Annotated in this window: 12 protein-coding genes; 6 read left to right on the top strand and 6 right to left on the bottom strand. The window is 73.7% G+C overall.

All coding sequences use genetic code 11. From position 1 onward, the window contains the following. Positions 1–82: 82 nt before the first annotated feature. The gene (locus EDD28_RS00625) at positions 83–1090 is read right to left on the bottom strand and encodes a Crp/Fnr family transcriptional regulator (RefSeq protein ID WP_148059500.1); all 1008 of its coding nucleotides are present in this window, start codon (positions 1088–1090) and stop codon (positions 83–85) included. Positions 1091–1292: 202 nt separating this feature from the next. Between EDD28_RS00625 and EDD28_RS00630 the strand changes: the two genes are divergently transcribed. Next, positions 1293–2543 carry a methyltransferase domain-containing protein gene (locus tag EDD28_RS00630; RefSeq protein ID WP_245967854.1) on the top strand — a complete coding sequence of 417 codons (1251 nt, stop codon included), beginning with the start codon at positions 1293–1295 and terminating at the stop codon, positions 2541–2543. 80 nt (positions 2544–2623) lie between these two features. Next, positions 2624–3046: a VOC family protein gene (locus EDD28_RS00635; protein WP_123737869.1), complete on the top strand. Its 423-nt coding sequence runs from the start codon at positions 2624–2626 to the stop codon at positions 3044–3046. Between the two features lie 108 nt (positions 3047–3154). Here EDD28_RS00635 and EDD28_RS00640 read toward each other — a convergent pair whose 3' ends face one another. Then, a complete protein-coding gene (locus EDD28_RS00640) occupies positions 3155–3742 on the bottom strand; it encodes a GNAT family N-acetyltransferase (RefSeq protein WP_123737870.1) in 588 nt (195 codons plus the stop codon). Positions 3743–3965: 223 nt separating this feature from the next. Between EDD28_RS00640 and EDD28_RS17110 the strand changes: the two genes are divergently transcribed. The 3 genes from EDD28_RS17110 (at position 3966) to EDD28_RS00655 (ending at position 8181) form a co-directional block, all read left to right on the top strand. After that, a complete protein-coding gene (locus tag EDD28_RS17110) occupies positions 3966–4379 on the top strand; it encodes a hypothetical protein (protein ID WP_148059501.1) in 414 nt (137 codons plus the stop codon). Positions 4380–4481: 102 nt separating this feature from the next. After that, a complete protein-coding gene (locus EDD28_RS00650) occupies positions 4482–7118 on the top strand; it encodes a DEAD/DEAH box helicase (protein WP_425469956.1) in 2637 nt (878 codons plus the stop codon). A 10-nt stretch (positions 7119–7128) separates the two neighbouring features. Beyond that, complete coding sequence (locus tag EDD28_RS00655; RefSeq protein WP_123737873.1) at positions 7129–8181, top strand: DUF2510 domain-containing protein; 1053 nt, start codon at positions 7129–7131, stop codon at positions 8179–8181. A 10-nt stretch (positions 8182–8191) separates the two neighbouring features. Here EDD28_RS00655 and EDD28_RS00660 read toward each other — a convergent pair whose 3' ends face one another. Both EDD28_RS00660 and lplAB read right to left on the bottom strand, forming a co-directional pair. Next, a complete protein-coding gene (locus tag EDD28_RS00660; protein WP_123737874.1) occupies positions 8192–8782 on the bottom strand; it encodes an HhH-GPD-type base excision DNA repair protein in 591 nt (196 codons plus the stop codon). A gap of 13 nt (positions 8783–8795) precedes the next feature. Further along, positions 8796–9857 (bottom strand): lipoate-protein ligase LplAB, encoded by a 1062-nt coding sequence (gene lplAB / locus EDD28_RS00665; protein WP_123737875.1) that lies wholly within the window; start codon positions 9855–9857, stop codon positions 8796–8798. A gap of 83 nt (positions 9858–9940) precedes the next feature. On the opposite strand from lplAB, the gene EDD28_RS00670 reads away from it, so the two are divergent. Then, positions 9941–10612, top strand: coding sequence for a hypothetical protein (locus EDD28_RS00670; protein WP_123737876.1), 672 nt, complete (start codon positions 9941–9943; stop codon positions 10610–10612). Positions 10613–10632: 20 nt separating this feature from the next. Here EDD28_RS00670 and cimA read toward each other — a convergent pair whose 3' ends face one another. Both cimA and EDD28_RS00680 read right to left on the bottom strand, forming a co-directional pair. After that, complete coding sequence (gene cimA / locus EDD28_RS00675; protein ID WP_123737877.1) at positions 10633–12243, bottom strand: citramalate synthase; 1611 nt, start codon at positions 12241–12243, stop codon at positions 10633–10635. A 267-nt stretch (positions 12244–12510) separates the two neighbouring features. Beyond that, positions 12511–13536 (bottom strand): NAD-dependent epimerase/dehydratase family protein, encoded by a 1026-nt coding sequence (locus tag EDD28_RS00680; RefSeq protein ID WP_123737878.1) that lies wholly within the window; start codon positions 13534–13536, stop codon positions 12511–12513. Positions 13537–13631: the final 95 nt, after the last annotated feature.

Here is a 13631-nt window from a genome sequence, read left to right on the forward strand (position 1 = left end):
CTCCTCGGGGGTGGAACCTGGTGATGTCCTGGCTGTGTGCCGCGGCCGGGGCCGGCTTGCACCGGTCCAGGTCACGGTTCGGTCACGTCGCCGCTGCGTCCCCCGATGTCGGCCCCTCGGGCGCGGGTCGTCCGATGGTCGTCGGCCGGCCGGTCGGCGCCGCGGACCGTCTCGTCGTCGGAACGCGACCGGTTGACCGGGGCTGCCCACTCGACGCCGCGGGGCGCTCGTCCGAGGTCGAGGATCGCTCGATCGGTCCGGCGGCCGAGCCCCCCGGCTCGGGCCCCTTCGGTACCGCGGGCCGTTCGGTCGGCGCCGGCCGCGTCCCGCCCGGTGCCGCGGCGGACCCGTTCGGGTCCGCACTCCTCCGGACGCCCGACGCGGGCTCACCCGGCGAAGGAGGCCGCGTCGCCCGCGCGGACCGGGCCGGAGCCGCCGGCGGCGTTGGCGCCTCCCGCACCCGGCGCGCGATCCGACTGAGGGCCGACTCCGTGACGTTGAGGTAGGAGGCCAGGTCGCGCTGGCTGACCCGCGCGGCCAGCGACGAGCGGTGCTTGAGCAGGTCCCGGTAGCGCTGCTCGGCGTCCTTGAGCCGGATCGTGCGCGCCGCGGAGTACACGGACTCGATGCCGGTCCACAGGAAGGCGGCGTGGACCTGTCCCCACTGCGGGTGGCGTGCCGCCAGACCCTCCAGCACCCGATAGTCGGCACGTAACAGGTGCGAGCGCTCGATCGCGACGAGGTCGGTGGGCGAGATGCCCCAGGCCCGTGACCGGGCGCGCGTGAAGCTGAGCGGGGCCCCGGTCGAGGAGGCCCACGACGGGCGAGCGCGCGGTGCCATGACGCCCGGCGCCTCGATGAACTCCTCGACGTAGGGCTCGACGACCTCCGGGTCGGCGTTGACGATCTTGACGAGGCCACGCACCACGATGAACACGTCGCGCTCGGTGGAGGGGATGACCTCGCGCGGGTTGAACGCGAGCAGTCGGGTCGAGGCGGCGAACGTGTCCCACTCCGGCAGCGGGCCGGAGGTGTAGCGCCGGCCGAGCTGGCGCAGCATGAGCAGCACCGAGTGATGAGCCGGCGTCACCGATCACTCGCCCCCCGATTGGCTGCCAATGAACCCACCCCCTCGCTCGTCGACGGCCAGGCCCCCATCCGGACCCGAACCGTCGCATTCCTTCTCGTACCCTCTAGGGTGCCTCGCATCCGCCGAGTCCGCCACCGGAACGCAGCCGCTGTGGACAGAGGCGACGAAAGACGGCCCCGCGCCGGCCCGTACGCTGACGGGCGTGCGGTGCGACTACTTCGAGCGGGACGTGTGTCGCTCCTGCTCCTGGTTGCCGCTGTCCTACGACGACCAGCTCGACGACAAGCTCGCGGCCGCGCGAGCCCTCCTCCCGGAGCCGAGGGAGGGCTGGCTCGCTCCGGTCCGCAGCCCGCGCGAGCGGTTCCGCAACAAGGCCAAGGTGAGCGTCGGCGGGACGGTCGACGCGCCGCTGCTCGGCATCCCCTCACTCGCGGGCCCGGTCGGCGCCGTGACGGATCTCGCGGCCTGCCCCCTGCACGTCGAGCCGATCGAGGCGGCGCTCGGGACGCTGCGGTCGTTCGTCACGCGCGCGACGCTGGTCCCCTACGACGTCGCGACCCGGCGCGGGGAGCTCAAGCACCTGCTGGTCACGGCCAACCCGCGCGGAGAGCTCATGGTGCGGTTCGTCCTGCGCTCGCGCGAGGCCGAGACCCGCATCCGCAAGCACCTGCCCGACCTGCTCGCGGAGCTGCCCGGTCTGCGTGTCGTCTCGCTCAACCTGCTGCCGGAGCATGCGGCGCTGACCGAGGGGGCGCAGGAGATCGTGCTCGTCGGCGACACGCTCACCATGCCGGTCGACGACCTCGACCTCCATCTGCGCCCGCGGTCCTTCTTCCAGACGAACACGGGTGTCGCGGCGGCGCTCTACCGACGGGCGGCCGCGTGGGTCGGGGAGCTCGCGCCGCATTCCCTGTGGGACCTGTACTGCGGGGTGGGCGGCTTCGCGCTCAGTGCCGCGCGGGCCGTCCCCGGGCTCGACGTGCTCGGGGTGGAGATCTCCGACGAGGCGATCGCGAGCGCGCGACGCAGCGCCGCCGACCTCGGGCTCGACAACGCGCGGTTCGAGGTCGGCGACGCCACGACGGTCGACGGCAGCGGGACCCGCCGCGGCGAGGTCGGCCGCGGCGAGGCCGACACGACGGGTGGCGCGGCGGGCCGCACGACGAGCGGCGCACCGGCCGGCGACGCGGACTCGTCGGGTCCGGACGTCGCGCCCACCCCGGACGTCGTCGTGGTCAACCCTCCCCGACGCGGCATCGGACCCGACCTGGCGGCGTGGCTGGAGCGCGGCCGGGCCGAGGCCGTCCTGTACTCCTCCTGCAACCCGACGACGCTGGCGCGCGACCTCGCCGCCATGCCCTCGCTGCGGCTGGAGCGCGCACAGCTCCTCGACATGTTCCCGAACACCCCGCACTCGGAGGTGCTGACCCTCCTGCGGCGGCGAGAGCGGTGACCGATGAGTTCTTGTCGGTAGCCGGGTCTACCGTCTCGACATCGGCTCCGACCGCGGGGCCACCGGCGAAGGAGCTTCCCATGACGATCGCAGTCGCGCCCTACCTTCAGTTCCGTTCGAACGCCCGCGAGGCGATGACCTACTACCGGAGCGTGCTCGGCGGGGAGGTCGGGTTCTCCACCTTCGGCGAGTTCGGCATGACCGAGGACCCGGCAGAGGCCGACCAGGTGATGCACAGCCAGATCGTCAAGGACGGCGTCGCCGTCCTCATGGGCGCCGACACCCCGGCGTCGATGGAGCTGCCCGAGCGGTCGTCCATCGCGGTGTCCCTGTTCGGCGGGGCCGAGGACGCCGAGGAGATGCACCGCCAGTGGGCGCTCCTGAGCGACGGCGCCCAGGCGATCCTCGAGGACCTGACGAAGGCTCCCTGGGGGGACGAGTTCGGCATGCTCCTCGACCGGTACGGCACGTTCTGGATGGTCAACATCGGGTCGGCGCAGTAGGGCCGGGCCGCGGCGCGCGCTCCGGCGGACCTACACCTGGTCAGCACGGGGGTGGCCCGGGCCGGGCAGGCCGCTTTCGCCGGACGGGCCCGGCACGCCGGACAGCCGTCAGCCGACTGGACGCACCTCGGGGAGCCTCAGCGCGCGCCACTCCTCGGCCAGGATCGCGTAGTGGAACGAGTCGTGCCAGATCGGCTCGCCCTCCTCATCGTCACTGAAGCTCGCCCCCTGCCTCACGTGCGCCTCGCGGCGCATCGGCACGCGCTCGAGCAGCCGCCACGACCTCTCGTTGAGCGGGTTGCAGCGGGCCACGACGCGGTGCGCCCGGCGCTGGACGAACAGATCGGTCAGCACCGCCTCGACGGCCTCCCCGGCGAGCCCTCGTCCCCAGCGGTCGCGACGGAACACGTATCCGATGAGCCACGTCCGAAGTCGTGGCGTCCCCTCCGGGGCCACCCAGAGGTTCCCGACCAGCTCACCGTCGGCGTCGGTCACCGCGAGGAACCGCTCGTCCGCCGCGCGCTCGAGCGCCATGCGGTCGCAGTCAGCTGCCGTCTGCTGCCCGTACGGCTCGAACCGGACGACCTCCGGGTCGCCGAGCATCGCCAGCAGCCCGGCACCGTCGTCCGGCCGGAACGCCCGCAGGACAAGTCGATCCGTGCGAATCCGGTGATCGGGACGGGTCTGGCGCGTCATAGCCTGGACTATCGCACATCGCCGACCGGCATCCGGAGCCGATCTCGGTCGACGCACCGCCGACCGTTGGGCGGGTCGCGCCGCACGCGGTCCGCGCACCCGGACCGTCGGTCGACCGTGACGAGTAGAGTCGAGTGACGTACCGGCCCTCTGGACGAGGCTCGCGTCGGTCGCCCGACGACTCGCGCCTCTCCGGAGACGGGCCCATGACGAGAGGCCAACGATGTCGGAGACACGTCCGCACAGCCGCGTCACGGCGGTACGCCGCCACACGGCAGGAGTCCTGTCAGCACTCGTCCTGATCAGCGGCGCGACCGCCGCCGGCTGCGCCCGAAGCACCGACGGCGGGGACCAGCAGCTCCCGGCACCCGTGATGGTCTCGCTCGACGACCTCGCCGGCAGCACGGTGACGATCGCCACCACCAGGCCGCTGGTGATCGAGGACACCGGCGACGAGGCGTGGTCGGGCCGCACCGACGACGACTCGATCGCCGTCTTCTCCCACCCCCAGCAGGACGGCGCGGTCTTCAACGCGGGCTTCGAGGGCCGCTCCGAGGGGACGACGGCCGCCGAGGTCACCAGCCCGGACGGCGAAGTGACCACCTTCACCATCGTCGTGGAGGGCGCGGCGTCCTAGGTGACCGCCCTGCGACGGTGCCGTGCCCGGCACCGTCGCTCCGCCCGGCGCGCGCCGGCATCGAGCCCCTCCCGCTCCATCGACGTGAACTACGGTCGAGGGGTGACCGTGCTCAGCCCCGCCCACCCGCTCGCTCTCGCCGCGGGTACCTCACCGGACGAGGCGTTCGAGGCCTTCGAGGGGTACGCCAGCGAGCGCGGCCTCACGCTCTACGACCACCAGACCGAGGCCGCCCTCGCCATCGTCGGCGGCGAGCACGTCGTCCTCGCGACGCCGACCGGCAGCGGGAAGTCGCTCGTCGCGGTCGCGGCGCACGCGGCGGCGCTGGCGCGCGGGGCGCGCACCTTCTACACGGCACCGGTCAAGGCGCTGGTCAGCGAGAAGTTCTTCGACCTCGCCGCCGTGTTCGGGGCGGCCAACGTCGGGATGATCACGGGCGACGTCGCGATCAACCCGACCGCCCCGATCATCTGCTGCACCGCCGAGATCCTCGCCGCCCAGACGCTGCGCGGCCAGCTCGCGTCCGGCGCCGCGCCGTCGGGCCACGACGCCGGCGACGGCGAGAACGACGCCGACGTGGTCGTCGTCGCCGACGAGTTCCACTTCTACGCCGACCCGCAGCGCGGCGCGGCCTGGCAGATCCCCCTGCTCGACCTGCCGGGCGCCCAGTTCGTCCTCATGTCCGCGACGCTCGGCGACATGACGGGCATCGTCGCCGACCTGGAGCGCCGGACCGGCCGCACCGCCCAGGTCATCACGCACACCGAGCGGCCCGTCCCGCTCAGCTTCACCTACTCCCTCGAGCCGCTGACCGAGCTGGTCGAGGAGCTGCTCACGACCCACCGCGCCCCCGTCTACCTCGTCCACTTCACCCAGGCGGCCGCCCTGGAGCGCGCGCAGGCGCTCACCTCGATCCCGGTCACGACCCGGGAGCAGCGCGCCGCCATCGCCGCGGCGCTGGCGGGCGAGCGCTTCGCCGGCGGCTTCGGCAGCACGCTGTCCCGCCTCCTCCGGCTCGGCATCGGCGTCCACCACGCCGGGATGCTCCCCCGCTACCGCCGGCTCGTCGAGCGACTGGTCCAGGCCGGCCACCTGCGCGTCGTCTGTGGCACCGACACGCTCGGCGTCGGTGTCAACATGCCGATCCGCACGGTCGTGCTCACCTCGCTCGTCAAGTTCGACGGCGAGCGCCAGCGCCACCTCACGGCGCGTGAGTTCCACCAGATCGCCGGCCGCGCGGGCCGGGCCGGCTTCGACACCGTCGGCGACGTCGTGGTCCAGGCGCCCGAGCACGTCATCGAGAACGCCAAGGCGCTCGCCAAGGCCGGCGACGACGAGCGCAAGCGCCGCAAGATCGTCCGGAAGAAGGCGCCCGAGGGCCAGGTGAACTGGACCGACAAGACCTTCGAGCGGCTGCGCGACGCCGACCCGGAGCAGCTCACCTCCCGGTTCACCGTCACGCACGCCATGGTCCTCGCGGCGCTCGAACGCCCCGGCGACCCGGTGACCCGCCTGTACCGGCTGCTCACCTCGACCCACGACTCCCTCGGGCCGCACCCGAACCCGGCCAACCCGCACCTGCGCCGCGCCGTCGCGATCTACCGCTCCCTGCGTCAGGCCGGTCTCGTCGAGCACGTCCAGCGCTCACGCACGGCGCCCGGCGAGCCGACCGTCCGCCTCGTCGCCGAGATGCCGGACGACTTCGCGCTCAACTCCCCGCTCGCCCCCTTCGCCCTCGCGGCGTTCGAGCTGCTCGACCCCGAGGCCGACCCGTTCACCCGCGCGCTCGACGTGCTCTCCGTCGTCGAGGCCGTCACACCCGGCCCGCGTCCCGTCCTCATGGCACAGCAGCACGCCGCCCGCGGCGAGGCGATCGGGGCGATGAAGGCCGACGGCCTCGAGTACGAGGAGCGGATGGAGCTGCTCGACGACGTGACCTACCCGCAGCCGCTCGCCGAGCTGCTGGGCGCGGGCTGGACGGCCTACGCCAGGGCGAACCCGTGGGCCGCCGAGCACGAGCTCCAGCCGAAGTCGATCGTGCGCGAGATGGTCGAGACCGGCATGACCTTCTCCGAGCTGGTCTCGCGCTACTCGGTGCAGCGCAGCGAGGGTCTGGTCCTGCGCTACCTGACGGACGTCTACCGCGCACTGCGCCAGATCCTCCCCGACGCGCTGCGCACACCCGAGGCCGAGGACGTGCTCACGTGGCTCGGCGAGGTCGTGCGGCAGGTCGACTCCTCGCTCCTCGACGAGTGGGAGGCGCTCGCCGGAGCCGCCTCCGACGCGGCGGACGGCCTCACGGACGAGGAGGTCGAGCGCGCCGAGCGCCGCTTCGGCGACGCCGAGACCCCGCCCCCGTTCTCCGTCAACACGCGCGCCGTGCGCGTGGCCGCCCGCGGCGCGGCGTTCCGCCGGGTCGAGCTGCTCGCTCGCGAGGACTACGGCGCGCTCGGCGAGCTCGATGCGACCGCCGGCTGGGACGCGCAGCGCTGGCGGGACGAGCTCGCCCCGTACTGGGAGGAGTACGACGACATCGGCGTCTCCGGCGCCGCGCGGGCACCGTCGCTCACGATCCTCGACGAGACGGGGCGGACCTGGCGGCTCGCGCAGATCCTCGACGACCCCGAGGGCGACCGGGACTGGCGGCTGGTCCTCGAGGTCGACCTCGACGCCTCCGACGCCGCCGGGGAGCTCGTCGTGCGTCCGGTGCGCCTGGGGCCGGCGAGCCCGACAGCGTAGTCTTTCCCCCGTGCTGACGAAGGAACCGGGCTGGCACCCCGACCCCGACGGGGGTCGGCAGGTGCGCTTCTGGGACGGTGAGGAGTGGACGGACTACGTCCAGCCGCTCACCCCGGTCGCCGTGCTCTCCCACGGGCCGGAGACCGCCCAGGCGGACTACCCCTACCTCGCCGACGCGAACATCGGGCCGGCGCGCGAGCCGCGGCTCGTCGAGACGTGGACGCCGGAGGTCGTGACGCCGATCGGCGGCGGTCCCGGTCGCCCGCGCCGGCAGGGCTCGGCGCTGCGCTGGTGGATCGTCGCGGGCGCCGTCGCGCTCGTGCTCGTCGTCGTGGGCGTCGTGACGGCGCTGCGACCGGACACGACGTCCCCGCTGGTCGACCCGTCGCCGTCGTCGACCGTGACGGCGTCCTCCGCCGTCGAGGTCGGCCAGGCCGTGACGGTCGACGTCCCGGCGCAGGGCACCGGTGTCGTGCCCATCCACGTGAGCGAGCCGGGGTCCTACCTCATCGAGGCCGTCGGCGAGCAGGGCGACATCGCCGGTCGCCTGCTCCAGGGCGACCAGGAGCTGTGGCGCGGCGACGACCGCGGCAACGTCCTCGCCGACGTCATCGGTGGCGAGTGGTCCGACCCCGCGGTGTTCGTCGAGCTCGAGACCGGCGACTACGCCTTCGAGGTGACCGAGCACGACGCGCTGGCCACCTCGGCGCAGGTGCTCCTCTACCCCGTCGAGACCGTCGACATCTCGCCCGACGCCCCCGTGACGGTCACCATCCCTGAGGACCAGTACGTCGTGCTGCGTCTCACGCTCGACGCGGAGACCGACCTCGTGGTGGACGTGCGCGGCGACGGCGACTGGGACGACCCGCAGATCGCGTTCTTCCCCCGCGGCGTGCCGACGCTGTCCGGCGACCGCGGCGCGCAGAAGGCGTCCGACCTCGGCGGAAGCGAGTGGGACCCCTACGTCGACGCGACCTTCCCGGCCGGCTCGTCGTTCCTGCTGCTCACCGAGTACTCCTGGCTCGAGGCCGACGTCACCATCACGGTGAGCCCCGCCCCCTGACGACCCGGGCTCAGCCCTTGGCCGCGCGCGCCGTGGCCTTGGCCGCCTGCTTCGTCTCGCGCACGCGGTGCAGGCTCTCGGCGTCGCGCACGTCGGCGATGGAGCGGAAACCGTCCAGCCCGTAGTCGCCCGCCGCCTCGCGCCATCCGGTCGCGTCGACGCCCCGCTGCTTGCCAAGGAGAGCGAGCATGATGCGGGCCTTCTGGTCGCCGAAGCCCGGCAGGGCGCGGAGCCGCGCGAGCAGCTCGGCACCCGTGACCGTCGTGCCGTCCGTCCCGCGCCACAGTCCCGACGTCTCGCCGCCGTACTGCTCGACGACGGCGCGCGCGAGGTCCTGGATCCGGCCCGCCATCGAGCCCGGGTAGCGGTGGACGGCCGGCGGCGTGCGGCACAGCTCGACGAACTCCTCCGCCGGGACCGTGGCGATCGCCGCCGGCGAGAACGCGCCGAGGCGCTGCTCGATCTTCCACGGGCCGGCGAACGCCGTCTCCATCGGGACCTGCTGGTCGAGCAGCATGCCGACGAGCAGCGCGAAGTCGTCGCGCGTCAGCAGCTCGTCCGCCTCGTCGTTGCCCGAGAGCCACAGGTGGTCGGTGGTCATGTCTCCTCCTTCGTCACGGCACGCGGTTCAGCCACTCGGGCGTGGAGAACTTCTCCGCCGCGAGCCGCTCGGCCTCGGCGCGCTCGGCCGCCGTGATCTCCCCCGGCACCGTCGCGTACCGCGCCGAGAAGGACGCGGCGAACGAGTCCATGATCGACTCGCGGCTCATCCCGGTCTGGCTGCGCAGCGGGTCGACTCGCTTGTTCGCGCTCTTCGTCCCCTTGTCGGACAGCTTCTCGCGGCCGATCCGGAGCACGTCGAGCATCGCGTCGGCGTCGATGTCGTACGCCATCGTGACGTGGTGCAGCACCGCGCCCGACGCGTAGCGCTTCTGCGCGGCACCCGCGATCTTGCCGGCCGGCGAGGCGATGTCGTTGAGCGGGACGTAGGTCGCCTCGATCCCGATCTCGCGCAGCGCGCCGAGCACCCAGTCGTCGAGGAACGCGTACGACTGCTCGAAGCTGAGGCCCTCGACCAGCGACGCCGGCACGTACAGGGAGTAGGTGATCGTGTTGCCGGGCTGGATGAACATGGCGCCCCCGCCGGAGACCCGACGGGTCACCGTCACGTCCTGCCGGTCGCGACCCTCGGGGTCGATCTCGTTGCGCATCGACTGGAACGAGCCGATGACGACGACGTTGCGCTCCCACTCCCAGAACCGCAGCGTCGGCCCGCGCGTCCCGGCGCCGACCGCCTGGGCCAGCACCTCGTCCAGCGCCATCTGCACGAACGGCGCCTCGGCACCGCCCCGGATGACCTCGAACGTGTGGTCCTGCCAGCTCGTCGCGTGCCCCAGCGCGCGGCGCACCGCGATCGCGACGGCCTCGGGCGTGAACCCGACCATGACCGCCTCGTCGCCGACGGCGCGCGCGACCAGGCGCGCCATCGCCTCGACCGACGTGGCGGCCGGGAGGCCGGTGATCGCGCCGACGATGTCACCGAGCGCCTCGTCCGGCTCGAGGAAGAAGTCACCGGAGATGACGACGTCGCGGATCGTCGCGTCCTCGCCGTCGCCGTCGGTCTCGAGGTCGACGACGACGAGCTTCCCGCCCGGAACCTTGTACTCACCGTGCATGGGTCCATCCAACCCCACACGCCGCGCTCGGCGGTACGTCCGCCGTGCGCCGAACGTGCCCGCGGCTGTGTCAGGCTTGGCGCATGGCATGGTTCCCGTGGCGGAAGAAGCGGTCCGAGGACGAGGCGCCGGACGAGGTCGCCCCCGTCGAGAGCGGCGTCCTGCCCGGGCAGGCGGAACCGACGACGCCGGAGCCCGCGGAGCCCGCGAAGCCCGAGCCCGCGGACGTCGAGCCCGTCGCGCCGAGCGAGCCGGCTGTCCCCGCCGAGGCCCCCGCGCCGACCGTCGCCGCCCCCGTCGAGGCGGCACCCGCGCCGGTCGAGCAGCCCGCGGCGCCCCAGACCCAGACCCAGACCACGACGCCGACGTCGGCGCCGGTCGAGGCGTCACCAGCGCCCCAGCCCTCCCAGGCTCCCGCTCCGGCGACGTCCCCGTCGTCGCCCGGTGCTCCGGCCTGGAACCCGAACCTGCGCGGCGTCGTCGCGCGGCTGGAGCTCGCGGACGCGAGCGACGCCGGGGCGGCGACCGACCTGCGCTCGGCCGTCGAGACCGCGCTGGCCGCGGCCGTGGGCCCGGACTCGCCCGCGCCGGCGGACGCGCCGGACGACCACCCGATCGTCCTCCAGGTCACGATCGCGGAGGAGATCGTGGACGCCGAGGTCGACGCCACCATCGCCGCGATGCGCAAGCAGCTCGCCCGCAAGGCCGAGCGGGTCCGTCTCGTCGTCGACCAGGTCCCGCGCGCCGAGCTCTGAGCCCGGCACGGTCGAGCCGCTCAGCGCGGCTCGATGCCCGCCTGCATGAGCCCGAACACGAGCGCGTCGACGAGCGCCTCGTAGGACGCCTCGAGGATGTTCGGCCCGACGCCGACGGTGCTCCACACGCGCTCGCCGTCCGTCGTCTGGATGAGCACCCGCGTCACGGCGTCGGTGCCGTGCGAGGTGTCGAGCAGGCGGACGCGGAAGTCGACGAGGTCGAACGCCTCGATCTCGGGGTAGACCTCGCACAGCCCGAGGCGCAGGGCGTGGTCGAGCGCGTTGACCGGCCCGTTCCCCTCGCCCGTGCGGACGAACCGCTGGCCCCCGGCGTGGACCTTGACGGTCGCCTCGCTCTCCCCGTCGCCCCCGACCTTCTCGGAGTAGGCGACCGAGGCCCGCCAGGACTGCACGCGGAAGTAGGTCGGTCGCTGTCCGTCGAGCTCCTCGCGGAGCATGAGGGCGAACGAGGCATCGGCCGCGTCGTAGGTGTAGCCGGCGGCCTCGGCGTTCTTCACCCGGTCGACCACGCGGCCGAGCACCTCCGGGCGCCCCGTGAGGTCGATCCCCAGCTCGCGGCCCTTGAGCTCGACGGACGCCCGGCCGGCCATCTCCGAGACGAGCATCCGCATGTCGTTGCCGACGAGCGTCGGGTCGATGTGCTGGTAGAGGTCGGGGTCGACGCGGATCGCGCTCGCGTGCAGACCGGCCTTGTGCGCGAACGCGCTCGCGCCGATGTAGGGCTGGCGTCCGTACGGCGGGATGTTCGTGACCTCGCTGACCGCGTGCGCGATCCGGGTCGCCTCGGCGAGCCGGCCCTCGGGCAGGCAGGTCGCCCCGAGCTTGAGCTCGAGGTTCGCGACGATGGTGAGCAGGTCGGCGTTGCCCGTCCGCTCGCCGTAGCCGTTGATGCAGCCCTGCACCTGCCGGGCACCCGCGAGAACGGCCGCGATCGAGTTCGCGACGGCGCAGCCGGAGTCGTTGTGCGCGTGGATGCCGAGCGCACCGTCGCTGCGCAGCCGGACCGCAGAGACGATCTCGTGCACCCAGTCGGGCAGCATCCCGCCGTTGGTGTCGCACAGCACCACGTCGCTGGCCCCGGCCGCGAACGCCGTCTCCAGGGCGCTCAGCGCGTAGGCGGGGTCGAACCGGTAGCCGTCGAAGAAGTGCTCGGCGTCGACGATGACGCGTCGCCCCTCCCCCACGAGATACGCGACGGTGTCCGCGATCATCGCGAGGTTCTCCTCGCCGGTCGTGCGCAGGGCGCGCTCGACGTGCCGGATGTCGCTCTTGGCCACCAGCGTCACGACGTCGGCGGCGGAGTCCAGCAGCGCGCGGACCTGCACGTCGTCGTGCGCGCGGGCCCCGGGCTTGCGGGTCGAGCCGAACGCCGCGAACGTCGCGTGCTCGAACTCGATCTCCTTGTCGACGAGGCCGAAGAACTCGGTGTCCTTCGGGATCGCGCCCGGCCAGCCGCCCTCGATGACGCCGACGCCGAGCTCGTCCAGCAGCGGCGCGATGATCAGCTTGTCCGCGACCGTGAGGTTCATGCCCTCCTGCTGGGCGCCGTCGCGCAGGGTGGTGTCGTAGATCTCGACGGTCACGCCGTCGAGCGCGCGGGGCGTCGTCATCGTGTAGTCCTGCTCTCTGCTTGCATGCTCACGGATCGACCGGCTGGGGTGGTGCCGGTGGCCCGTCCGTGAGCTCATCGCCCGTCCGCTGTGCCGACTCGTGCGTCCAGCGGGGTCGTCCGGACACACAAAAGCCTCCCGGGTAGGGGAGGCGGCGCGTCCGGGTGGGCCGGACGCGCTAGGTAATGAGAAGGGCCTTGTGTGCCACGCATCCAGTGTGCCACAGGTCACGCCCCCGCCCCGCCCGGTTCGCGACGCCGTGTCTCCTCAGCCGGTGCCGGCGTCGAGCACCGCGAGCTCCTCGGCGCGCGTCAGGCCGGTCACGGCGGCTCCCGGAGCCGCCCGGAGCCACGCGGCGACGTCGGCGAGCGTCGCGGCGAGCGGGCGCGGCGCGAGCCCGGCGGCGATCGCCTCCTCACCCGGCCAGCGCTGCATGCCGGCGAGGTCCGCGTCGCCGCCGAGCCACATCGGGAGCGACCGGGGGCCGGCCCACGGCCGCACGTCGGCCGCGAGCAGCTCGGAGTCGCTGCGCCGGCGAGCATCGAGGCGGGTGCCGACGGCGTGCTCGAGGGCGGCGACGACGTCCGCCCACGCGGTCGGCGTGCCGACCGCGTCGAGCGTGCCCGTGCGCCGCGCCTCGGCCGAGTCGACGAGGAAGGTCGCCAGGTCGCGGGCGTCCAGGACCTGCGCGCGGGCCTCGGGATCGCCGGGGACGAGCAGGCGCGGGTCGCCGTCGGTGGCCGCGGCGAGGGCGTGGGCCGGCCAGTACGCCAGGCGCCCCGTCTCGTCGCCGGGTCCGCCGAGCAGACCCGGCCGCACGACGAGGGTGCCGGCCGGCTCGGCGCCGGGGCGCTCCCGCACGGCGTCCTCGGACGCCGCCTTCATCCCGCCGTACTCGGCCGCGGTGGCCGGCGGCGCGAGAGCGTCGGGCAGCGGCGCGTGACGCGGGGTGGCCGTGCCGGTCGGCGCGGAGTGGTCGGCGTAGACGCTCACGGAGGAGACGTAGGTCCAGTGCGCGCCGGGGGCGCTCGACGCGAGCGCGTCGAGCGCGTTCCGGACGGCCAGCGGCGTCGTGACGACGTCGATGACGATCTCCGGCGCGAGGTCGGCGAGCGCGGCCCGCACGTCGTCGGGAGCCGGGACGAGCCGGTCCCAGACGAGCGCGTCGACGCCGTCCGGCAGGCGACCGCCCCGGCCGCGCGTCACGCACGCGACCGAGTGGCCGCGCGCGAGCGCCTCCCGCGCGACGAGCGCGGACAGGTAGCCGGTCCCGCCGAGGACGAGCAGTCTCACGCAACCTCCTCCGTTGGTGTCACCGCGTGGATGCGTCCGATGCGTCGGACGTGTCCACGTGTCCGCCCGGCGCCGCTGGCCGGTGCCGGCCGCCG

The organism is Salana multivorans, assembly GCF_003751805.1.
Taxonomy (GTDB): domain Bacteria; phylum Actinomycetota; class Actinomycetes; order Actinomycetales; family Beutenbergiaceae; genus Salana; species Salana multivorans.